The sequence below is a fragment of the Paenibacillus sp. FSL R5-0486 genome (assembly GCF_037975155.1).
GTDB lineage: Bacteria > Bacillota > Bacilli > Paenibacillales > Paenibacillaceae > Paenibacillus > Paenibacillus amylolyticus.
Map to the genome: position 1 here is coordinate 5,204,613 of NZ_CP150237.1, position 23,062 is coordinate 5,227,674.

24 protein-coding genes and 2 pseudogenes are annotated in these 23,062 nt (G+C 43.6%); 1 reads left to right on the forward strand and 25 read right to left on the reverse strand.

What is annotated here, in order from left to right; all coding sequences use genetic code 11:
* Positions 1–50 precede the first annotated feature (50 nt).
* The 14 genes and pseudogenes from MKY01_RS23025 to MKY01_RS23090 form a co-directional block, all read right to left on the reverse strand.
* Positions 51–1,412 carry an amino acid permease gene (locus MKY01_RS23025; RefSeq protein ID WP_282320627.1) on the reverse strand — a complete coding sequence of 454 codons (1,362 nt, stop codon included), beginning with the start codon at positions 1,410–1,412 and terminating at the stop codon, positions 51–53.
* A 1,420-nt stretch (positions 1,413–2,832) separates the two neighbouring features.
* Positions 2,833–3,888, reverse strand: a complete 1,056-nt coding sequence (locus MKY01_RS23030) for a hypothetical protein (RefSeq protein ID WP_282320626.1) — start codon at positions 3,886–3,888, stop codon at positions 2,833–2,835.
* Between the two features lie 398 nt (positions 3,889–4,286).
* Positions 4,287–4,508 (reverse strand): annotated as a pseudogene (locus MKY01_RS23035) (amino acid permease); the annotation flags it as partial.
* Positions 4,509–4,559: 51 nt separating this feature from the next.
* On the reverse strand, positions 4,560–4,715 hold the full coding sequence (locus MKY01_RS23040; protein WP_339283641.1) for a hypothetical protein: 156 nt from the start codon (positions 4,713–4,715) through the stop codon (positions 4,560–4,562).
* Positions 4,716–5,190: 475 nt separating this feature from the next.
* Positions 5,191–5,469: pseudogene (locus MKY01_RS23045) on the reverse strand (sigma-70 family RNA polymerase sigma factor); the annotation flags it as partial.
* A gap of 96 nt (positions 5,470–5,565) precedes the next feature.
* Positions 5,566–5,910, reverse strand: coding sequence for a phage holin, LLH family (locus MKY01_RS23050; protein ID WP_339283643.1), 345 nt, complete (start codon positions 5,908–5,910; stop codon positions 5,566–5,568).
* A complete protein-coding gene (locus MKY01_RS23055; protein WP_339283644.1) occupies positions 5,911–6,780 on the reverse strand; it encodes an N-acetylmuramoyl-L-alanine amidase in 870 nt (289 codons plus the stop codon).
* Between the two features lie 217 nt (positions 6,781–6,997).
* Entirely contained in the window at positions 6,998–7,267 is a 270-nt protein-coding gene (locus tag MKY01_RS23060; protein WP_339283645.1) for a hypothetical protein, read from the reverse strand.
* A gap of 100 nt (positions 7,268–7,367) precedes the next feature.
* Entirely contained in the window at positions 7,368–10,952 is a 3,585-nt protein-coding gene (locus MKY01_RS23065) for an LPD38 domain-containing protein (protein WP_339283646.1), read from the reverse strand.
* 18 nt (positions 10,953–10,970) lie between these two features.
* The gene (locus tag MKY01_RS23070) at positions 10,971–11,201 is read right to left on the reverse strand and encodes a transglycosylase SLT domain-containing protein (protein ID WP_339283648.1); all 231 of its coding nucleotides are present in this window, start codon (positions 11,199–11,201) and stop codon (positions 10,971–10,973) included.
* Positions 11,202–11,362: 161 nt separating this feature from the next.
* Entirely contained in the window at positions 11,363–13,048 is a 1,686-nt protein-coding gene (locus MKY01_RS23075; protein ID WP_339283650.1) for a hypothetical protein, read from the reverse strand.
* Positions 13,049–13,101: 53 nt separating this feature from the next.
* The gene (locus MKY01_RS23080; RefSeq protein WP_339283652.1) at positions 13,102–13,260 is read right to left on the reverse strand and encodes a hypothetical protein; all 159 of its coding nucleotides are present in this window, start codon (positions 13,258–13,260) and stop codon (positions 13,102–13,104) included.
* A gap of 376 nt (positions 13,261–13,636) precedes the next feature.
* A complete protein-coding gene (locus tag MKY01_RS23085; RefSeq protein WP_339283654.1) occupies positions 13,637–14,275 on the reverse strand; it encodes a BRO family protein in 639 nt (212 codons plus the stop codon).
* A gap of 45 nt (positions 14,276–14,320) precedes the next feature.
* Positions 14,321–14,527, reverse strand: a complete 207-nt coding sequence (locus tag MKY01_RS23090; RefSeq protein WP_339283656.1) for a helix-turn-helix transcriptional regulator — start codon at positions 14,525–14,527, stop codon at positions 14,321–14,323.
* 76 nt (positions 14,528–14,603) lie between these two features.
* Between MKY01_RS23090 and MKY01_RS23095 the strand changes: the two genes are divergently transcribed.
* Positions 14,604–15,134 carry a helix-turn-helix domain-containing protein gene (locus MKY01_RS23095; RefSeq protein ID WP_339283658.1) on the forward strand — a complete coding sequence of 177 codons (531 nt, stop codon included), beginning with the start codon at positions 14,604–14,606 and terminating at the stop codon, positions 15,132–15,134.
* A gap of 558 nt (positions 15,135–15,692) precedes the next feature.
* On the opposite strand, the gene MKY01_RS23100 is transcribed toward MKY01_RS23095, so the two are convergent.
* From MKY01_RS23100 to MKY01_RS23150, 11 genes are read right to left on the reverse strand one after another with little or no spacing between them, the layout of a single operon-like run.
* On the reverse strand, positions 15,693–16,349 hold the full coding sequence (locus MKY01_RS23100) for a hypothetical protein (RefSeq protein WP_339283660.1): 657 nt from the start codon (positions 16,347–16,349) through the stop codon (positions 15,693–15,695).
* Between the two features lie 51 nt (positions 16,350–16,400).
* Entirely contained in the window at positions 16,401–17,165 is a 765-nt protein-coding gene (locus MKY01_RS23105) for a hypothetical protein (protein ID WP_339283662.1), read from the reverse strand.
* Between the two features lie 18 nt (positions 17,166–17,183).
* A complete protein-coding gene (locus tag MKY01_RS23110) occupies positions 17,184–18,605 on the reverse strand; it encodes a hypothetical protein (RefSeq protein ID WP_339283664.1) in 1,422 nt (473 codons plus the stop codon).
* Between the two features lie 10 nt (positions 18,606–18,615).
* A complete protein-coding gene (locus MKY01_RS23115; RefSeq protein ID WP_339283666.1) occupies positions 18,616–19,272 on the reverse strand; it encodes a hypothetical protein in 657 nt (218 codons plus the stop codon).
* Position 19,273: 1 nt separating this feature from the next.
* Complete coding sequence (locus tag MKY01_RS23120) at positions 19,274–19,417, reverse strand: hypothetical protein (protein ID WP_339283667.1); 144 nt, start codon at positions 19,415–19,417, stop codon at positions 19,274–19,276.
* Positions 19,417–19,692 carry a hypothetical protein gene (locus MKY01_RS23125; RefSeq protein WP_339283669.1) on the reverse strand — a complete coding sequence of 92 codons (276 nt, stop codon included), beginning with the start codon at positions 19,690–19,692 and terminating at the stop codon, positions 19,417–19,419. Before MKY01_RS23125 ends, MKY01_RS23120 begins: the two co-directional genes overlap by 1 nt.
* A gap of 5 nt (positions 19,693–19,697) precedes the next feature.
* The gene (locus MKY01_RS23130; RefSeq protein ID WP_339283670.1) at positions 19,698–22,034 is read right to left on the reverse strand and encodes a hypothetical protein; all 2,337 of its coding nucleotides are present in this window, start codon (positions 22,032–22,034) and stop codon (positions 19,698–19,700) included.
* Between the two features lie 11 nt (positions 22,035–22,045).
* A complete protein-coding gene (locus MKY01_RS23135) occupies positions 22,046–22,303 on the reverse strand; it encodes a hypothetical protein (protein ID WP_339283671.1) in 258 nt (85 codons plus the stop codon).
* A complete protein-coding gene (locus MKY01_RS23140) occupies positions 22,284–22,484 on the reverse strand; it encodes a hypothetical protein (RefSeq protein ID WP_339283672.1) in 201 nt (66 codons plus the stop codon). Before MKY01_RS23140 ends, MKY01_RS23135 begins: the two co-directional genes overlap by 20 nt.
* Positions 22,485–22,512: 28 nt before the next feature.
* Positions 22,513–22,695 carry a hypothetical protein gene (locus MKY01_RS23145; protein ID WP_150366494.1) on the reverse strand — a complete coding sequence of 61 codons (183 nt, stop codon included), beginning with the start codon at positions 22,693–22,695 and terminating at the stop codon, positions 22,513–22,515.
* A gap of 3 nt (positions 22,696–22,698) precedes the next feature.
* Complete coding sequence (locus tag MKY01_RS23150; RefSeq protein WP_339283675.1) at positions 22,699–23,055, reverse strand: hypothetical protein; 357 nt, start codon at positions 23,053–23,055, stop codon at positions 22,699–22,701.
* Positions 23,056–23,062 lie beyond the last annotated feature (7 nt).

Here is a 23,062-nt window from a genome sequence, read left to right on the forward strand (position 1 = left end):
CGAATAACCGCCCAATATCATTGGGCGGCTATTTGGCAACGATGGTAAGGCTACTGTCTGTTATTACTCAAATTTTTCTTTTTAAAAAGGTAGATCCCCGCAACAAGAATAAACCACACTGGCGTGACAAACAGTGCCACACGCGTATCTTCGGCCAATGCCAATACCACCAACACAAATGCCAGAAACGCCAGGATCAAGTAGTTCGAAAACGGATATAGTGGCAGTTTGAAGCGGTTGCGACTCGCCAGTTCCGGCTGAGTACGGCGGTATCTGAGATGACAGATTACCATGATGCCCCATACAAAGATAAAACACACGGTCGACACGCTCGTGATCAGCGTAAATACACCTTCTGGCATGATATAGTTCAGCACAATCGCGATCAAAATAACAATTGTGGAGAAAAACAGCGCGTTGGAAGGAACCTTCCTGTTATTCAGTCGTGCAAATGACTCGGGTGCGTTGTGATCCTTTGCCATGGAAAACACCATACGGCTTGTACTGAATATGGCACTGTTACACGCTGACGCTGCGGACGTCAGTACCACGAAGTTCACAATGCCGGCTGCGGCTGCAATACCCACAGCGGCAAACACTTGTACAAACGGACTTTCAGTAGGCACAATGGCGTTCCACGGATAAATACTCATAATAATCAGCAGTGCGCCAACATAGAAGAGCAGTACCCGGATCGGAATCTGGTTAATGGCTCTCGGAATAACCTTCTCCGGGTTCTCCGTTTCCCCCGCTGTGAGTCCCACCAGTTCCATGCCTACAAAGGCGAACACCACCATCTGGAACGATATGATGAACCCATGCATTCCATTCGGGAACCATCCCCCATGACTCCACAGATTGGTGAAGCTTGCTGGACCCTGATCCGTCGTAAAACCTTTGAAGATCATATATAAACCAACAACAATAAGTGCCAGAATAGCTACGACTTTAATCAGGGCAAACCAGAATTCCATCTCCCCAAACAACTTGACCGTTGCCAAGTTCATGATTAGTAAAATGACCAGCGCAATTAACCCTGGCATCCATTGAGGTACATTTGGAAACCAAAACTGTGTATACAATCCAACTGCCGTAATATCAGCCATGGCAATGGAGATCCAGCAGAACCAATAGGTCCAGCCTGTAATAAATGCCGCCATATTTCCCAGGTAATCACGCACAAAATCGACAAAGGAATGATACTGCAAGTTGCTTAACAGCAGCTCCCCCAATGCACGCATGATCAGGAATAATACAACCCCCGTAATGATGTAGGCCATCAAGATGGACGGCCCTGTCAGTTGGATCGTTTTGCCTGCTCCAAGAAACAGACCTGTACCGATCGCACCTCCGATCGCCATCAACTGCACATGCCTGTTCTTTAATCCCCTTGTTAACGTTTCTTGCTGCATGATCAACCACCACTCTCTTTCTGCAAATGCTCTCTACGATGCAAAATATTATTACTCATCATATAATAATCTGCCCAGAATACATATCCCTCTTTTATATATTTTTTTGCACAGCAAAGAGGCCACCTTTGTAAGAGGTGACCACTTGATACACTCGTATTTCATGCCCTTGGCTTTTATAATCTTAAGTTATTTGTGAGAGAAGGATGAGTATAATCCCGCCGTCCGACAAAATAAGAGCCCGAATCACAAGTACAGTTCCAACGATCATAATCCCAATGCCAGTCATGACCCTGCCTTTTCGGGCGCGACCTTGATCTCTGCATCAAGCTTGGCTTGCAACCACACTGCGGCGGACCAGCTCAGTACACATCGCCTCCCATTGCAGCAGTGCCCTACGATAAACAAAAGATTTGTGAAATTGAACGGTGTTGGTCTCACCGCCTCAAGGTAGGGGATGAAAAAAGCATGTTGGAATGATCTAAATACTGAAAAATGGAGGATATATTTGCTATGCTTGCAAAGAAAAGATAGGCTTCTAATCGATACATTGAAGAAACGAAGAAAGAGGCTATTCTTCTGCGAGTGAGGAAGGTTAGGCATAAAGCCGGATCATAGGGAAGTTTAAAAATGCCAGCCAGATATCTCATGGGGACGCAAAAGCTAAAACGGAGTGTGTGTTTTAAGGGTTACCCGGGACGCTTGGACAAAGAAAAATTTTAGCAGTGCCGAAGAAGAAAATGCCTATCTAAAAGGACAGGTAGAATATCTAAAAAAAGCTCGATCCGAACTAGCACGGGGAGGGAAGCCGGATTTATAAGCCCGGTGCCGGTCCATACGAGAAATATGCACGTGGGCCGCGTAGTAGGACTGTGTAGAATTACTGAAATCTCACTGTAGATTAAGCGAGCTAAGAACACTGCCTGTAGAGAGAAGCGAACAGTGCGCGAGCGGATATGGAAGCAAGCTTCTAAGGATTCCCCGACTTCGTCCGTATCACGATAACAATGAGATTGTGTCTTCGGAACACTTTCCGAACAGAATGACTTGAAACTCGTGAAGGATGCGGCGTGAAAATTGATTCTACAACACTTTTATTGAATCGTTCTTTTACCATTTAAAAACCGAGGAGTACTAATCGGAAAAACCTCAACATATGGAGCAAGCAAGGATCCAAATTATGAATTATATTTCGTTTTATAACGAGGAACGTTTTCAAGACAAACTCAGCGACTTTCCCCGATTAAATTCCGGGAAAAAGTCGCCGTTTATTAGAACACTTTTTTATTCGCTACTTAACAGAGCTATGACCCATTAAAGATTGGACGTTAAACATTCGGACCATACAGAGATATCTTCAACATATCGCTGATACAAAAACACGCTAATCATTTGAATAGCTTATTAAGGTCAAGTAATTTCACAATAGAGAGTTCTTAGAGAAATCATTAAGCAATTGTTCTAGAAGCACTTGTTCATTAAGATACAATTCATTAAAGAGACTTATCAATTTAGGAGGGACTTGCTTATCTTGTGTTAATGCATATTTTATATATAGATTGAGTATATTCTGACTTTTATCCCTAATCTTAATGAATCCCTCCAAGAACACAGGGTTAAGATCATAAAGTTTGTTTTCTTCTATATATTTAATTCTTGATACCATGAGTTTTTTATAATCATATAGCGTGTACAGTGGTCTCACATCGAACTGAGCGCTGTGCTCCAAGTGTGAAGAATAATATTCTGTTAACTTAGGTAAAATGTCTATTCCGTAAGTCCACTCTGAATATGATTTATGACTATAAAAGGATTGATAATTTAAGGATAGATTTTTTGATTCATAATAATCTTTGATTTGTTCTGCAACAAATTTCATATCAAATAGATATGGCAATCCTTGATGATGTTTCGGATGTAATTTTAGCAAGTGCATATAGTTAACATGTTGAGTAACATCATTATCTATATGTTTTTTTCCAAAATCATGAAATGACTTCTCTAGATCTGAATACGAAACGAAGGCAGTTGTATACTTTCTGTTTTCTAAAAAACCAGAAATATTAAATCGTCTCTCATGATCATCAAATCCATATATAAATATGGCATGTGGAAATGAGAACTTTTGATACGCTGGCGAACCTGGAATGTAATATTCATTTACATGAAGCCATATGTAATTGTCTTGTTGGATTTGTTCTTTTAAGAATTCAACTATATTTGGCATGAATTTCAATACCGTCGATCTTAACATCCGTTGAGTATGTGTAAAGCAAGGGTGAAAATGATGTTCAGGGGATTGTGCATAATAGTCTAAAAAACAATCTTCCCCAGATTGCATCAAACACAAATTTAAATAATTACTATAAATCCACGGAAAACAATTCTTATTATTTGATATTATCGAAAAATAATAGGCATGCTGTGGGTAATTAGATACTAATGGATATTGTATAGGAAGCTCTTTTTTATTCACGAATTCACTCCTTTAAAGGATTATTCCCATTTATTTGATCAGAACCAACATTTTAACAAAATTAAAAATAAATATAATCCTCATTCTAACACCAGAGATACACTAGTTCTATATGGTAATATTAGGGTTAATATGATTATGTTAGGCTTCAATGCTTAGCCGGTAACATACACCGATGCTTTTAAATAAAATGGAATATTTAGGATCCAAATGAAATTTTCAAAAAGCGTTTAGATGTCAAATAAATTAGTTCAGAGCGTAACCGTTCTTGTGGAAAACGTTGGCGTGCCTCGTATCATGAAGCAGACGTAGAAGGATATATACAGAACCAATTCAGGTCAACCGTTGAAACGTGAATGGACACTGGAGGAAAAGATGGAACGCTTAGAAGCACCGAAAAAGGAATGATACTGCAAGTTGCTTAACAGCAGCTCCCCCAATGCACGCATGATCAGGAACAACACAACACCCGTAATAATGTAGGCCAGCAAGATGGATGGCCCTGTCAGCTGAATCGTTTTGCCTGCTCCAAGAAACAGACCTGTACCGATCGCACCTCCGATCGCCAACAACTGCACATGTCGGTTCTTTAATCCCCTTGTTAACGTTTCTTGCTGCATGATCAACCACCTCTCTCTTTCTGTACATGCTCTCTACGATGCAAAATATTATTACTCATCATATAAAATAATCTGTCCAGAATACATATCCTCTTTTATATATTTTTTTTGCACAGCAAAGAGGCCACCTTTGTAAGAGGTGACCACTTCATATGCTCCTATTTCATGCCCTTGGCTTTTATTAATCTTAAGTTGCATCCGATCCATACTATCATCAGCCTATGTACATTCCTTTGTTATTCTCATGCCACGTTATGCTGATTATACATATCTATAGAAGTATTTTAAAATAAAAGCCAAGAATAGAGCGGCAACAACTAAAAAGGTAATCGCTAATGAACGTTCGTTTTTCCAAATTCGAATAGCATTAGCAACACTAATCATCAATAACGCAATAAAGTTAATAACACTCGAATACGATTGAAACATGTTATAAACGATCATAATCATCCCAATGATACAGATTAACAAATACCACAGTGGAATCTTTTGAAAAAGTTGCTTCATTATGATGTACTCCTTATATATTAAATTGGTCTGTGTATAAGATATTCTTTATCAGGAATGAAAATTCCTTTATTTAGGTCATAACCCCAAATAATTAATACTATTTAGATCCAATTTAAGTATCTTCACAGTAAAAAGGGCTCCCGATAAAGGCGCCCTCTGGTCTATCCAACAACTACTTTTGCTTATAAAACTCATGATACAACTTCATTAACGCCCGCTTCTCAATCCGTGATACATAAGAACGTGAGATGCCCAGTTCCTTCGCAATTTCGCGTTGAGTTCGTTCCTCCCCGCCGGCTTCCAGACCAAATCGACCAATTACAACTTCCTTCTCCCGATCATCCAGGATGTCTAGATTGCGATAAATTTTGCTTTTTTCAATCTTGAGCTGTACCCGATCTACGACATCATCAGCTTCTGTGCCAAGGATATCGATTAATGTAATTTCATTAACATTAAGTAGCTATCGGTGTTTATAACTTTCCCAAAGATGTTCCTTTCCATTATAAAGCAAAAAGACCCTGCCGCAATAGCAGGGCCTCTCCTCTTAGCTGGCAATCTTTCCACCAGCCTTTTGTGCGTTGTAATCCACTACAGCTTTTTCAATGGCTGCTTCAATCTCATTCTGTGGCACTTTAATCTTCCAACGGGTCAGCTTCTCACTGGTGTATGCATATGCACGATCAAATTTATCTTCCTTATAAGCATCCTTAAATCTTTGTTCAACCAGTGCGAACCCTTCTTCGGCTGCCTTGCGGATCATCTCATTCTTAATCCACGAAAATACTCTCGTTTTAATCATCGCGTACAACACAAGCAGTACACTCACAATCACTGTCACCAGATCCACTGCAATCTTATTAATAAACGCCGTCCAGATGGATTCTAACATTTAAACCGCCTCCTTAGGATAGATATCTACTTTAGTCGGATTCTCTTTGTCCCAGAATGGGCGAGCTCCTACATTCTCAGCAAGCGCACGAGCCGTAACGTACCCAGTACCACCAATGTTCATTGTCTCCACAGCAGTGCCGTTGATGGTCACCTGACCCTTTTTATATCCGATCTTCCCACCCAGGTACTCTCCAATGGGCCGTGATGGCAACCATGTTGTACCACTCACATTGATCCCTTCAAACTTCTGTGCTGGTTCAGCGTGTACAGTGACTTCCATGACGGGATATGACACGGGTACAGGCTTGCCTGGCGCTGGTTGAACCACGAACTTCACACCCATGTAATCACAGATACTCTTCGCTATTGCCAGCGCTACACGGTCCTGGAATGCAGGATCAAATAACAGCTTCTCTTCCTCCGGATTAGATATGAACCCTACCTCTAATAGCACTGAGGGCATTGTGGTTTCTCTGATCACAGCAAAGTTTCCATATTTCACACCGCGATCATATAAACCGGATGCACCGACCATTGCCTTATTGAGTATCTGCGCCGCCGATTTACTGTTGTCCTTCTTATAGAAGGTTTCCGATCCATGCGAAGTACTCAGGAATGAATTTGCGTGAATGGAGACAAAGAAATCTGCCTTCATCCGATTGGCCACTTTTGCCCGATCACTGAGTTCGAGATATACATCTGTTCGTCTGGTGAGTGATACAGTAATGTTCGGGACTGTCTTCAGGATGTCCTCAACCTTCAATGCCATCGTCAGCACAAAATCTTTTTCCCTCTTCTTCGTGGGTCCAGAAGCACCCGGGTCTTTCCCTCCGTGTCCAGGATCAAGAACTACCAGCTTTTCTGCCATCGCGTATCTCCTCCGTCTCGGTAATTTTCTTGCAATGTGGGCATAAGTAATAGTCGCCCAAGATGATGAGTAAATATTGTTTAAGCTCTTTACTGAAGCCTGCGGTTTTTCGTTCAAAGTGATCACACATGGTTCCAACCCCAGTCCTTTCATAATGATTTCTTGGTTTTTCATGATGATCATCTGGTTGTGTACGAACGGCTTGATTTCTGAGTCGTCATGAAACATCCAAGGTATGAATCGCTTCAGACGGGACTTCATCTTCCTTTGTTTGAGAATCAAAAAAACGACCGTTCCCGCTGTCGATAGCGTGAGGCCGTTTTTCACTATTGCATGTGAGATTTCTAAAAGTATGTCGTATAGCATCGTCCACTCTCCGATAGAGCAGTTTATCTCTTACTTCTGGTCCACAGAATATTGATACAAGGTGCAGGGTGTCATCTGATACGACCGACTCCTGATACTCGTCTTCGTCCATTTCAATCATATTATCACCTCAAATAGTAAAAGGACCCGGGATGCCTTCCCAGAGTCCTTTTTAGGGTGTATGCGGTGCTTCCGCAATACTATTATATTTTACCACAAAATCACTTATATGGGACAGTACCTTTCGCTTGATCAACGCCTTGCTGAGCAAGTGTATTAAGCTGTTGTTGCATGGTGCGTAGCTGCTCACGCTTTTGCTTCTTATTTAGTGTGGTGTTAGCTTCTAGTGCCCGCATTTCTTTACGCAAGGCTCCCATGTCCTTATTGATACGGTTGAACTGTTTACGAAGATCGTCATTATACCAAGCCGGGAAGTCGCGCAATTCCTTGTCATAGTTGGCCTGATCCAGTTGATCTTTATAATTGTAGAACTCTTTCGAAATGTCGTTGCTGTAAACCGGATCTGCGGTCATGTTCTGCACAAACGAGTTACCAAGGGACTGTAGAATGTTGTCTCCTTGGTTTGATGGTGACATCGCCGGCAAGCCAACCTGACCAAGAACACCCGTGTACTGACGCATAATATAATCCAGTTCTTTCGGTGATTGGCCCATCATTTCCCCAATATTCTTCGCCAAAGAACTTGTACGTGCATCAGATTGCAATTCAGGCGATAGTCTGGACAGATATCCTGGAACGATTGGCGCACCCGCATAGTTACTATTACCAGCTACCTGCGTCATCGGACCAAAAATTGTATCGCCCAAAAGCCTGTCAGGGAAATTTGCTCCTTTTTTGGTTAATGACTGGAGGCCCGGTGGCATGAAGTTATTCCGTAAGGTTTCTGCAAAGTCGCGAAACGCTGCTGGATCTTCATCCTGTAGCTTACGCATCAGACGCTCAGGGATGTCAGCGAACAGTACGCCCAGTTCTTGTGGCTTCGCGATACGGATGAAGGTTCCATCACCCTTCGGGATCAAAATGAATTGGTCCTTGATCCGGTTACTGAGCTTCTGGTAATTAGGGTCATCATGGTTTACCGCATACGCTACTAACGAAGGAATCGTGATGGCTAAGACTGATTTGATCCCAGCCTGAACTGGATTGTCCTTGTACATCCGGACGAAGCGATCCATACCTTGGATGGCTGCGTTCATGTATGGAAACACCTTATCAAGTTCACGAACCAACGTACCTTTTCGTTTGAAATTGGTGGTCAGATCCTGTGCTTCGTAAAGAGCATTTAATATCTCATCCCGTGAGCCTGTTCCATTATTGGACAACCGTTTGTATTCGGCCAAACGCGGGGCTGTTTCTAGTACATTCTGAAAGTTTTCCAATGCATCCCACGCTCTAGGAATTGCATTCTTGAGCGGAGCCTGAGGGAGTATTCTCCGTTTACTCTGAGCCAGTAGATTACGGTTTGCTGCTACCGCCGAAGAGTGCCCGCCACCCATAGCTGTATACTGTCGGTACAACTCCTTGTTTCTGAATACTTCCATAGAGGCAGTTGCCAGATCCCCAACAAAGCGAATAGGGTTATTCGTAGACTTACTGGTTACGTAAGCCTGAGGTATGTCTCTAAACAAGTTACGGGTGATATTAAAAATTGGATTTGCTCCAGTGGTCAACATTTTCATCTTATTAGTGACCCATCCAATAGCATCAAGAAGCTTCCCTCCGCTCTCTGGGCCTAGAGCTGTAACGGCTTGCAATAAACTCTTATCATTGATTTTTACGTGAACCGGTTCGCCGTTTACCAGCACCCGAACAATGTTATCCTTATCCAGCTTGGTGTTCTGAATGGCCTTATTAAAGTCATCGCTGAATCGTGACAATACTTCTTCCATACCTTCGTTATCAAGCAACTGTTTTGTGATGTCATCAATTTTCCCTGGTTGCTCCACGATCTCAGCAAATGGTCGGAAGTCATCCGGTGACTGCCGAATGTTATTCACGAACTGCTGCATAACCTGATTACGTTTAGCAGACTTAACGTAAGAATCTACGTTCTCAATTGTTGCTTCAATCGGACTAATGATTGGTCTTTGGGACCCGCCTTTTTGATAACCCTTAACTGGATTTTTCCCACTGAATCCTTTTCCCTTAGCCCCACCAATCTGTTTCCCTGTCTTTTCTAGCTCATTGAAGTATCGCTTGTTTGGTACGTAATACGGGTTAATCTCTGACCAGGCTTTAGCTTGATCTGGAGAAATAATACCTGTATCTACAAGCCATTTCTGCACCATATTATTGTTGAATTCATATAGCTTATCTGCAACTTGAGCAAACTCGGGATGATCAGCTTCAAACTTAGCAATCTTCGCCTCACCTACCTCTGGTGTCCAATTCAAATCATCGCGGTATACTTTTTCTCCACGTCCGAAACGTGTCACGGCATGTCGATTAACTAGGTAATCTTCGAAATCGCTATATTTATTCTTGGGTAGTTCTGACAGAATCTCTTTGAGTGACGATCCAACTGTATTACCTCCGCTATCCACTAGATTTTCTGTTACTATTTGGCGAGCTGTCATGTCAGCACCCCGTGACCCTAGGGCCAGTGTATACGGGCTTTCAGATGCCTTGAGGCTACGCCCAAGCACCTTTTCAGTGAGTCGGTCAAACTGTCTCAATGGATTGAGATCATCCACCAATGCCGTATAAGCACGGTTAGCCAGTCCACCCGGACTACCAAGTTCTACACTGTTTCTGGAGCGGATCTGACTCTTTGTATCTGTCAGTGCAGCTGCTGCATAAGGATCTCTGTTCCTCCCCAGTCCAGATGCACCCAGCCCTGGTTGTGCAGCTTCGCCTACTTCTCTGATTGGCCCAGTAATAGACCCTGTTTTATTACGTAATGTTGAATTCAAACCTTTAAACCCTGCACCAAGTCCACGTAAAACAAGATCACCCGCACCACCCAATCCAGCTCCGAGGGCAGTGTCTGTTAAAACGCCTTTGAAATCCTCTCCCCTTGCAAGTGATCCGGTTCCACCCTGGAAAGCGCCAGCTATGGATTCCCTGGCCACTCCCTGCGTCAAGCTTCTTGCTTTATCAGCACTCATAATTTTCCCTGGAGCCTTGGAAAGCTTATCAATTGCTTTCATGCCCAGTTGGGTATTCAACAGGCCATCAGACGTTCTATAGGAACTTGAAAGCATCCCCATGCCTGGCGCACCGATAGTAGATGGATTCGTAAGAGCACCGAACGTACCACCTATAATATCAGCAGTAACGTTAGCAGCACGACTCCCGGTATCACCCGGGGCCATACTTGGTGTTCCAGTAGCTACTTGTCCAGCAGCACCGCCCAAGCGGGTGATGAAATTACCAACGGGATTGTCATAAAATGTTTTGTTCATGAAATTTGCGAATGGAGCCACTGAAGAGGCAAAAGAACTGGTGGCTGCGTCTTTAGCAATCTTCTCTTTGTTGATCTCATACTGTGTTGGTTGATACGGGATAGGATCTACTTTGAGCCCGGATGCACGCTGATATAAATCCACGTCCTGAGGATCGCCTAACAAAGCGCGACCCAATGTGGAATTCATATATCTGTCTGGACCCTGCTGAGTAAGGACAGGTGGCAAAGATGACTTCAGCTTGTTCATGTCTGTCTTATATCCCTTAGCCATCCGATATTGATCGTAGACACTTACCTCTTTGGTGTCAGTGCTCCCTGTACTTGAAGGGAACTTGCTGCTCAGATTTCTTTGCTTCCGATATTCATCATAGAGAGACATGCCCTCACCTCCATCATCTTAGTACCATTTGTTTTTATCCCAGAATTGCAGGGCCTTAACCGGGTCGCCGTAACGGTCTTTAACGTATTTCAATCCTTGTAACGCTTGCTGATTTGGATCATTCCAGTTCACTGAGCTACCGCCGTAATTCTTACGGGTGCTGTCCAGAAACTGAAATAACCCGGCTGCGGTAGATTTAGGATTCTTCGCATTCGAGTTAAAGCTTGATTCTCTCGCAACCAATTCCAATGCCGGCTGTATCCAACTCTCAGGATAGCCCAGTTCTTTTATCGCTTTGGTTACAGCATTACTTGCAGTTGAGAAGTTTTTCGGATTCGCTTTAGCATCTTTTTCAGCTTTGTAGTAGTTGTTATAAGCCCCACCAGTCCCATTCTTGAAGGATGTGGGGCTTACAGGTTTCCCGGGTTACCCATGTATTCCTGAATCATTGCATCGGTGATCCCATATTTCTTAAGCATCTTCTTCGTCTCATCATCCGAAAGATTCTGAGAAAGAATCATGTCTGCCAACTCACTCTTGTATGCTGATTCCAAGTCCTTCTTAGTCTGCTTGTCCGTCTCTTTATCGTAAGTAAACTGATCCTCACGAAGTTTTTGAGCTTGCTCATCAATGGCGTGATTAAGTCCGTATTGGCGTTTATCTTCTTCAAACTTAGCTGTATCAAACGAGTTGCGCCACAACTCTTGCCCTTCATTGAAGTCTTGTTGCCTTGTTTTGAACTGATTTTCCCAAGAGGTTTGTCCTTCATTGAACGTTTGTTCGCGATCACGAAATTTGTTTTCAACACCAGTTTGTTTCTCGTTGAAATTCTGCTGTCTTGTTTGCATGCCTTGATTAAACTCTTGTCCGGTTCGTTGTAAATCTACCTGTTGTCCCGCAAGCGTACGTCCTGGCGTATTCTGTGAAGCTGTACTGTAGTTGATATTAGCGCCATATTGTGTTGGATCAAGTCCTGCCGCTTGCATGCGAGTCCGGATCTGATCTGCCTGTTTGGTCAGTACATTACGCTGATCTTTAGTGATGCCTTTCGTCTCAGCCTGTTGTTTCAGTCCAAGCAGGGAGTTAACCATACTCTGTTGCTCTGGTGTCAAATATGAACCTGTTAAGTCAGCATCTGCACGTCTATTATCGATGCCTCTCTGTTGCTCACCAGTAAGCATATCAAGCGCACTATATTGGTTCTGCAAATTCTGTTGACTACGCTGATCTGTGTACCCTTGCTGACTCATAAGTGGATTCAACAAACTGGCCATATTGTCATACACTTGCTGCTGTTTAGCGCGTTCATTTGCAAGGATCATTGGGATCACTTGTGTTTCAAGGTATTCCGTCTGCTCATTCTGGATTCCCTGTGCTCGTTCTCCAAGCGCTGTTGACCGACCGAATCCTGCCGATCCAAGAGATTCTTGTGCCGACCGTATTCCTTGATTCGCTCTGCGATCCGCCTGAGCCTGGTAAGCTGCGTATTCAGGAGTCCCATATGCGTCAACATTCTGAGTATTCGCACTCTGTCCAAGTTGTTTTAGTAGCGCATCGATTTGGGATGTGTACGCATTCTCTGGCAGTTGTGTGTTGCCCAGAATCTGATTCTGCATATCGCCGATCCTGTAATTCCCCAAAGCGTTGTTAAAGCCTGTCTGATCGTAATAAGTGGTGCCGCCCAAGTTGACTGACGGTGTACCGAAGTATCTGCCGTCTACCGTGGTAGCGCCGTTGTTGTAACCGATACGGCTGTTGTCAATGCCGTAAGAGTTGAGCGCATCACGGGTGCTTGTCATGCCTTGCGGTACATAGCTTGGCGTGCTGGTCGTGCCTGGAGTGGATGTGGTACCTGTAGTGCTGTAACCTGATGTTGATGGTTGAGTCTGTGCCTTGTTGTAGGTGTTCCAGGCGTTGTTGAAGTTGCTCTGCGTGTCGTAGGATACGCCATCGAGAACCTTAGATGGCTTCATGAAGTCCTGACCCTTGACTGTGACGTATCCATTCGCTTTGTTGTATCCGATGTCGTTGTTGCTTACGCCGTTGCTGACCAAGCTCTGCCGGACGTTACTGCCGTATCCAGATGGTGATGCCATTGCGATCCCTCCTTTGGGTAATAGAAAAGGGTACCCGTGTGGGCACCCTTAGGTTAAACATTAATTAAGTTATTAATAGTAGATATGAAGTCCGTTAAAGATAAATCATGAGGAGATAATTTTTCACGAAGCTTGTTTAATCCTTCGGAGTTTTCAACTCCTAAAACTTCAAAAATGTTCTCTTCGTTCATGGTAAAAACCATTTTTTTCATGCTTTCTCCTCACTTTTGGAGGGTGTTACATATACAAAGTGTGTGTTATACTAACGTTGTCTATAGTCAACACGGGTATTTACACGTGTTTCTGACACGGGTATTTACACGTATTGTGCAACACCCCGGATTTTTTGCGTCACCTAATCAACTTGGCGGGAGATAGGTGACAAGTGCTGGAGTCGCTTTTTAGCGGCTCTTTTTATTTTTTTGAGATGCATTTCAACGCAGTTCCTCCTCTCATGTAATATACATGGTAGCACAGGTTTTGATTTATGCGGTAGTACTTTCGTGGCAATCGCTATACCTCCAGTGCCTGACCACAAATCTATCGTATCACAGGTTTCTGTAACCACAAACTTTTCAACCGGAAATTTTAGTTAGCCTCACGATTACGCTGTAAATCACCCAAATATTTGTCGTAAATCGTTTGTGACACCGACAAATTCAGCTTAAATTTATCCGACATACCCATCAAATTGACTGCATCGTCAAGTATATCCTGCCTTTGTACTAGCATTTCCGGCGTCATCTGGTCCTTTTTAATCATTTTTGGGTGACCGTAAACTGAGGACACTGCTTTGTTGGCGATTGTATTGGCTTTTATGAAGTCTACTCTTACTGGAGTTCGAAGTTTTTCCTTTAGAGACTTCATAGCTTCTCTCTGGTGTTCCTTGTCCAACATTCTGAACATCTGGAAAGCTTGCAAACCAGAAGATCTTCTCAACTCGCTGAGTACATCACACACCCAGTCCTCAAACGCCTCTGCTTCAGGTCGTTGTGAACGGAATATTGCCTTGTAGATACCCTGCTCATTAATTAATGTATACTTCTTATTCATAGGCGCCAGATTGGAGCCTGTAAGAAATTTACTTTTAATATTTTTAGTCATGGAATTGGTTTTACTGTAACCAAGTGCATCTGCAATATCTTTTGCCACTGCCCACCATTCGTCTATCTTAACTTCAACAAAACGAATTTCGTAGCCCATCCAATTCTCCAAACGAATTTTCATTTTGAAACCTCCTTGTTATAATTTTAATACTTATGGTAATATTACTTAGACGACATGTTTCAAAAAATCATCAATGGTATCTGCTTGAAGAATGACTTTCAGCCTTCCTGCCATTCCTAAAGATATCTTGCTAGGATTCTTCTCAAGCTTGCTGTAATAAGCTTGAGATATCTCAAGCTGCTCTGCTACCTCCTTCTGAGACATGAATTTCATCATGCGAAGATACATGAGATTGTTATCTGGCTTTCTCATTTGCTCACCTCCTTATAACCATGAGTTAATTATATATTACTCATAGTTAATTGTAAATAGATAGGGGTTATTTTTTATGGGAATTTTTTCTGATCGACTTAAATGGCTAAGAGAAAAAAACATGTATACTCAAAAAGATATGGCTGAAGCATTGGACGTTTCTCAGCCTTATTATGGAAAGTTTGAAAAAGGGACGGGTGAACCGAACCTTGAAACACTTGTTAAGTTGCCGAAAATATTCGGTGAATCTTTGGATTTCATATGCGGCATAACTGCCTTAGATAGCAGAGGGAAAGAGCTAATGAATGAATATTGCGATCTAAGACATCGCACAGAGGATGGAAAAAGGCGTCTCACCTATTCCATCGAATTGCTAGAAAAAACCGATATAGCACTAGACTTAGAAAATAAGCTCGAATTAATCGCAAATCAGAAGTCCCGGATAAATCTTCTTGAAGATAAGTTTCATCGAACTTATAACAAACTAGTTGAGCATATCTCATCTATTCCTGGAATGACTGCTGTTATCAACTATGCCACTACTGAATACTTGGATCTTTCATATGAAGAGTATCGAAAAGAAAAAAGCATTCGTGAAATAATGTAATCTTAATAATGTGAAGGGTGTATCCATTTGTTACACCCTTCTTCGACATGTCCACATATTGGGTTTTTCTCGTTGCATAAATCACACTAACCCAACATATTGTGTTTGTAAAGTGGGCCACAGCGCCCTTTCGCAACTCCGTCATTGCCTTTTCGGATGGGAGTCCGCAAGGGAAAAGGTATGGAAGATTTGAAGATTTCTCCAAAAATAATTACTGCGCGTAATCACGAGTTAGCACAATCTATATTCTTAACTCATACCTGTCTATCTGACAGATGTGAAAGGGTGTAACTACTACTTACACCCTTTTCCCCCATTTCGGGGAAAACCCCACATCTTACTGTAACCCACAAAACCTCCTTTGTAGTATGTCGAAGCGAACTTTTTTGCCTTACTCTATCAATATAATCAAAAGCACTGCAAATCGTTAAGACAAACTCAAAACTTTTTTCCGAATACAAAAAGGACTCCTCAAACTGAGGGGTCCTCTTCTCAATTCCTTATATAGTGTAACAACAACGAGGAATTCATCAAAAAGAATAACTGAAAAAATTAAATTTATTTCAACGCAGCCAGTTGAGCTTCGAGATCAGCGAGTTCTGCTTCAAGCGTGGGTAAAGAAGTTTGGGCTTCTTTCTTCTCTGTATTCATCCGGTCAAGCTCAGATTTATATAATTTGTAACCGGCCTCTTCTGCAGGACTGCCTTTGCCACCCTCATAATTATCAACGAAAATTTTTGCTGATTTATATGGGTTCGTATTCTCAATATTTATTTTAAAGTTTGCGTCATGAATTTTCTTGTTTGTTTCCTTGATAGATGATCGCAATGAATTTAGTTTTTTATTATTTTCTTCTGTTTCTAGTTTCATCATTTCCTCTTCTTGCTTTGCCTTTTCAGATGTATCGATACTTGTTGAGGAATCTCTTGCCTGATCTTCATCGGTAGAAACCAAGTTTACTTCACTAGAATTCACACTTCCCACCTCAATTCCATTGACTGAATTAACTACTGTTCGTACAGGAAGATAAGTAGTATTGTTAATAATCCCACCTTCTCCAATTACCACTCCATCCTTTTTAACCGTAATTACCTTTGCCACTTCACCGCCTAGGAGTTTTGAAGTAGCGGCCTGAATGTCAGGCGCAAAGGAAATCGTTACACCAATTACAGCACCAGCGAACAGAAGTCCCAAATTTTTAATTGAATTTTTCATAAACGCACCTCTTGTTAGATTTTGGCACGATTATATCATTTTTTTTAGAAATCAACTAGTTTGTTCGTGGGTATGAGTTCCTGCGACCCTGTATGTCCAGGTTACGCCATTCACATCCTTGAACTGAGTACCGTCTGGAATTCCATGGTTATGAGCACCTGATGGTTCAGTAGAAATACCAGCGACTGCCTTCTCATCAAGTTCGACTCCCAGGTTGTAGCCATCGCTACTTAGGATATCAGTGAATTTAGGTAAGTTAAGTTTACCGCCAATCACGTTTATTTCCATTCCTCCTGTAGCATCAATAAGTGGTGTTCCGAGAAGCGCGCTTAATCTATATTTGACTACGCCTCCTTGAACAAGCACCAAGGAAGGAGCTCCACTATAATCAGCCTGAATAAGCAAATAGTTATTCGCATCGAGGTAAGTCGCAAACAAATCATTTGTATTACTCATCTCTGCTTTTGGATACCCTGTTTTGTTAGTGGAAATATACGATCCATAAATCTCCACGGATTCTATCAAACCAGCTACAATGTGCCCTAGATTCGCGCTGATGGCGGACAGTTCGTTAACGAGCAATTTGTCTGCTGTAATGGTATTCGCTTGAACCTTGTCACCAGTGATCGTGTTAGCTTGAATCTTATCTCCCGTAATGGTCCCAGCCACAATTACCTCAGCGTTCAAGGATTTGATGTTGAGAGTATCCAGATTCAAGAGTAATTGTCTCAACCTTTGAACCAGGTCGTTTACTTTGTTTGTCACATCTTCGAAATTAGCATATGGCGGTAGACCGCCGAAATCCGGTACTGGCAAGTGACTCAACTCCTTCTCTTAATGCATAACAGGTAGGATACGGCTATAACGTTGTACTTCTTCAACAACTGCCGGCCCAGCCCCACTCAATTTATAAGCGTAATAGTGACACAACGGTACAGTATCCAATGGCACAATCAAGTTTTTATTTTGGGTTACACCGCTTGTAGAGATAGGATTATAATCAATCCGATACCACTCCGTCCCATCATCCCTTGGAGAAACATCCACGTTTAGGGTAGTTCCAGCAGGAAACATGCCAAGAAGATGAAGCTCATATAGCTCCTTCTCCGCCTCTTTCATGCCCTCATCAAATGGCCTGCTTTGCACCATCCACGGTATGGGTTGGCCCGAATCAGTGGTACCGTCGTTCATTTTGTATACCTGACCTGTTGTTCCACCCGCATAATTAACACCATTCAGTGTTGCTCCCCATGTGAGCGTTGGCAGATTTCCCGTATGCGGTAGCCACTGCCTGTATTCGTAGTCATACACTAAGCACAGGTTTGGTTGTACATTCGTACCAGTAGGGATGCACAAGTAGTATCTACGAGTTGTACTAAATGCGAATGAATTCTCTACAGCAGCAGGGTTGATTTGTTTCAAGAAACGCCGGATCATGGAGCCTACGCCACGAGCGGCATCACCAGCGCCGACATAGACATCGTCCATCCCAAGCCACATGAGGTATGGACCAACCTCAGCCAGTGTTTTGGATGATACGCATCCTATATTGTCGGACATCGGTACCAGACGATACGTAATATCTGAGTTGCCTGTATGATAAATAATCGCAAATGAATCACTTTTGAAGACCCATATCGCGCCGTTAAAAGAGTGAAGTCCGGTGATATTTCCACCTGAAGCAGTGTAGTACTGAACGACCCCTGAATTTTCAGGAGTGGTAAAGTCCAATGCATTTTGGAATGCAGAATAATAAACGTAGTCTTCTTCTCCAGCCTTACCAGCCACATAAACCCTGAGGTTATCAGTTGTCATGTATTTTCCTTTGGGCATTTGGCTGATCGCTGTGATCGTGCTTCCGTTCCAGTAATACCCGCCGTTGGTAGGGTTCAGCAAAAGCAAAGCTGGTCCATTAACATCAAAGTTGGCCGCTGCCCATTCTACATTCGCGTACGCACCTGAAATGTTCGTCCAAGTTGTGCCCGAGTTGTTGTATTGCAGTGAGGTTCCTGCTGCTCTTACCAGATATTTATTACCGTAAGAGGTGAGCAAGTTAATTCGACCGCTGCCAGCCGGGCCGTAATTGGTACGCCCACCTCTTACTTGGATTGCTGGGAATGCTTCAAAATCAAATCCGTATCCGTCAATCACCGTGTTTTCGTCAACAAAAAATGGACTGTTCACTGTGTTCAGTCCATTCGAGAAATTGTTGGCATTCCGTTTGTTTTTATTCCGATCTTCTTTCCAAATTGCCACTGTATACACCTCAATATCCGTTGATAATGTATCCGTTACTGTGACTGCGGAACTTCTGTGTGGATGTTGGCACAACCCACTCTGGTTCGTTCGTTACCTCAGTCCACAGCATGTTGTCAATGATCTCGTCACGTGAACCCGTGTAGTTATTGACCATCACGATGTCCTTTCTCGCCTCTGCGATCCTCCGTAGCACGCCATACTTCATGATCTCCATGTACTTGTCTGGTAGAGATAGAACCGACGTTCCAGCTGTAATGGGAGTAGCGTACGCATCAATGAAGAAGTATGCGATGCAATCCGTCATGTCTGTGTTCGGTAGATTGATGTACATCTTGTCAGATCCCAAGAAGGTGTACCACGGTGCAAAGTTAGCGCCAACATCATTCATGTTACGCCGAAAAGGCAAGTCCACAAATGCTGGATCATTGCCTGATGAGTTGAGTTGCATGGTCGCTGCCCTCACCTGTTCGATGTACTTAATTTCAGGTGGACGCAGGTACAGCTTTGACCCAGTTACCAAAGGTACAGGCACCGGGTCACTCTCTATTTTGAACGACTGGAATATATCATTCTGTTCGTCGTTCATCCAGACCAGCTTCTGTGCTTCGGTAAAGGTGTTCCGGTACCGCAGATTAATGTCTGCCAGTAAATCAGATGCGATCATATCACTCACCGCCTGTAATCAAGTTCCCGTATCCCTCAGCAATCAGGTAAGTGTCAATGCCGGGTTTCAAATCTGGCCTGCGCGATAACACATAGTCGTAAGTGTACGCCTTGTCGATGATCCGTTGACCCATATACGCTCCCATTACAGCGCACCTCCCATGACAAGATCATCAATCGCTTGTTGCATGAGCTGTTGGTTCCTCTGTAGATCCTCAATAGCTTGAGTTACATCGGTAGGATCTTTTGGCTTTAGTGACTCGTCAATCTCGAATGTTGTACCATTCCAGCGGTAGTACCCTGCGTTGATGCCAGCAGGTAGGTGGGTGATGTCCAACTCTACCTCTGTATATCCTTCGTGTGGATATGTGATAGCGTCGCGTATGATATTGTCCTGGTCCAGTTGAAAATAAAATTTCATGTGATCTACCTCCATATCAATACTACGTCTTTTGTATCTCCAGCATTTCCATCTGATAGTGCATAGCCTGCGGCGGCTATATTTCGCAAATCAAGCACCGAGTTATTGCTTTTATAAGCCTTATTCCATATTCTGTACGACCTAAAATAAGGCGTTGTGGCATTGCTAAAGAACAGATAATCACTGCTCGGTGAAAAAGAAACACCGTTACCTCTACTTGTAGGCAATACGTCAGGGTTGGATAACTTCGTGAATACATCGCCGTTACGTCTGTAAAGCAGAAAGAAGGGTGTGAGCTGGAAGGCTACAGCCATATACAAATCGTTAGCGCTAAAACTTACACCATAACCTTGGGATGTTGGCATTACATCCGGGTCAGGCAACTTCGTGAATACATCGCCGCTACGCTTATAAATGCGTAAACCTGGAGACAACTGAAAACTTACAGCTAGATAGGTGCCATCTGAACTGAATTTTGCGTCAGACCCTTGAGCAGTTGGCAAAACGTCGGGGTCCGATAGTTTTGTGAAAACATCTCCAGAACGTTTGTAAATTGTAATAAACGGTGTTGTGGCATGAGCAATAACTAAGTAACTATCGTTAAACCCGAATGACATCTTACGCCCGCCGCCAGTTGGTAAAACACTCGGATTGGCCAGTTTTGTGAACGTATCGCCGGAACGTTTATAGATCGTTATATACGGCGAGGTATCATGTCCTACAGCCAGATAAGTTCCATCTGAACTAAATGAAACCCCGTATCCCCTTCCTGCTGGCAAAACACTCGGGTTGGCGAGTTTTGTGAACACATCTCCTGAGCGTTTATAAATTACGATGAAGGGAGACGAGTATGTGGCTATTGCTAAGTAGTTACCATCTGGACTAAAAGCGACATCATAGCATGCATCAGGCGGAAGTGAGGCAGGGTCAGGCAGCTTGGTAAATGAGCCCCCGCTATTTTTGTAAATAGCAACAAAAGGCGAAATATCAAATACTACTGCTAGATACACACCGTCAGGACTTGACGCGGAACCATTCGCATTTGTTGCACTGTACGGGATAGAGTTTGATTCCAAATTTTCGGACACTACAATAGGATCATTCTTCGCAATGTTTACTGCGTAAGGGAGTGTTGTTGATATCTGCCCGTTAATTAAAGTACCTTCTAATGTACCGGTTACTCCAAATATGTTTACACCACTTTTAATGTTACCTGGAACCAGATCCACATCCCCCGCTACTGTTCCTCCCGATGTATATCCAGAAGGGATTGCTTGTGTATCAATACCAGGTATGATTGTGCTCAAGTCTCCATTGTTCACCATAGTGCCGGACGTACCAGCGATTGTTGTGCCTGTCAGTACTTTTGTGGTGTCAAACGTCACGGCACTAACTGTACCACCCCCATTATGGTATCCGATCGGAATGGTTTGGCTGGAGCTTCCCGGAGTGATGTTTATGGCCCCGTTGTTGGGCATGTTCCCCGTTTGTACTCCAGAATCATTCGTGAAGGTTTCACCCGTCAATACATCTCCCGGATCTGCTGTACCCCCTGTTTGTGTACCAGGATCAAGGGAACCGGTTATGCCGAATATATTGACACCTAAACGTATATTACCCGCCTGTAAATTACCACTTCCTGCGACAGAACCGCCCGTGGTGTAACCCGATGGTATGGGTTTGCTCGTGGTTCCTGGAGTTATTGTCCCAAGCGATCCGTTGTTTGGCATCGTACCTGTAATTACTCCAGTAGCTGTTGAAGCCGTCTCGCCTATCAATAACTTATCTTCTGTAGCACTGCCGCTAGCTTGGATCACACTACCTGTAACGCCATAGATGCTTGTTCCGCTTCGAATATTACTTGGTATCAAGTTGATACTACCCGCTACGCTACCGCCTGTTGTGTAGCCTGCTGGGATCGTTTTGGGTGTGGTGTCTGGGATGATGATACCCAGCGATCCGTTGTTTGGCATCGTTCCCGTACTGGAACCTGAACCGCTTGAGTACGTTACTCCAGCCAATACATTAGCGTCAACGGCATTCCCTGTTGCCAACACAGCTGTGCCAGTAACCCCGAATATATCAGTACCAGCCTTGATATTCGATGACACTAAGTCTGCATCCCCTTGGACTACACCGCCTGTGGTATACCCCTCAGGAATTGGAACGTCCGTTGTTCCAGGAACAATCGTGCCTAGGTCGCCGTTGTCTGTCATCGTTCCTGCTTGAATGGCGAGTGATCCTGGCTTAATAAAGGATTGTCCTGCTCGAACATCCGCAGGATCAGCCCCAGAACTTAGCAAGCCAAGCTGTTGACTCACCATTGATGGTACTGTTGTCATGCTTGCACCTCCTAATACAAAACTTTGATGCCTGTTGCAGTTGTTCCCGTGCTGAAGATACGCACCACGCTTAACCGATGGAACACACCGACAGCCAGATCATTGAATAACAACTCGCTACCGTCTGCCATAACCGCAGCTACATCTCCAGTTCCATCCACGTACACTGCCTTGCTGCACGTTGTTCCACTCGGGAACACAATGTTCAACTCGTCATCCGGTACAACCGTGACACCGCCCGTAAGGACGTCATCCACTCTTTGTGCCATTACTCTTCCCCTTCCTCTCTGGTTGTGGCTCAGGGATCAACTCCAGTTGTTCTGGCTGCTCCATAGGCTTCATGCCAAAAATATTAACTCCCTGTCTAATGTTATTGTTCAAGTTCTTAATTTCACGCAACAACTCGTTCTTCCAGCGTTGTTCTGGTGTAACTCCGTCAAAATGATCCATAGTACCTCCTAAAGAAAAAAGAGAGAGGTTATTCCTCTCCCTTCTCCTTCATCAATCCGTTTTCTCGGAGTGCGTTGACCATGACGTTCCATAGCCTAACGCTCTCCTTTTCCTTGTCGGAGCTGTTGGGATTGTTCCGCAGTGTCGGTATGTGCTGCACTTTCTTACCCGATGACTGCGGTCCTCCGACCTCCCATTCAATCTTTTCCATGGGCTAATCCCTCCGTGTAACGACTACGCCCCACGTGCCTGATGCCAGATCCTTTGTTGCTGTGTTGGCGTTGAACATCGATATCTTGATGGCATTGGCTGCTGATGGTGACGCTTGGTAGATCACACCGTCCGTGTCATATGGCGGGTATAGCGTAACGGAATCACCCAAAGCAACGCCCGTGACTGTTATGGCGGTCGAAACAGCGAATACTCCTGTCGCCAGTGATGGCGGATTGAACGTAATCGTGGTTGAAGCAACGGTACTCGGAAAAGAAACCGAGCCGTCGCCTGTTGAGAATCCGTCCGCATAGACGATCCCATTCCCTTCGTTACCGTTTGTACCTCGAAAGTCTGGCATACTATCC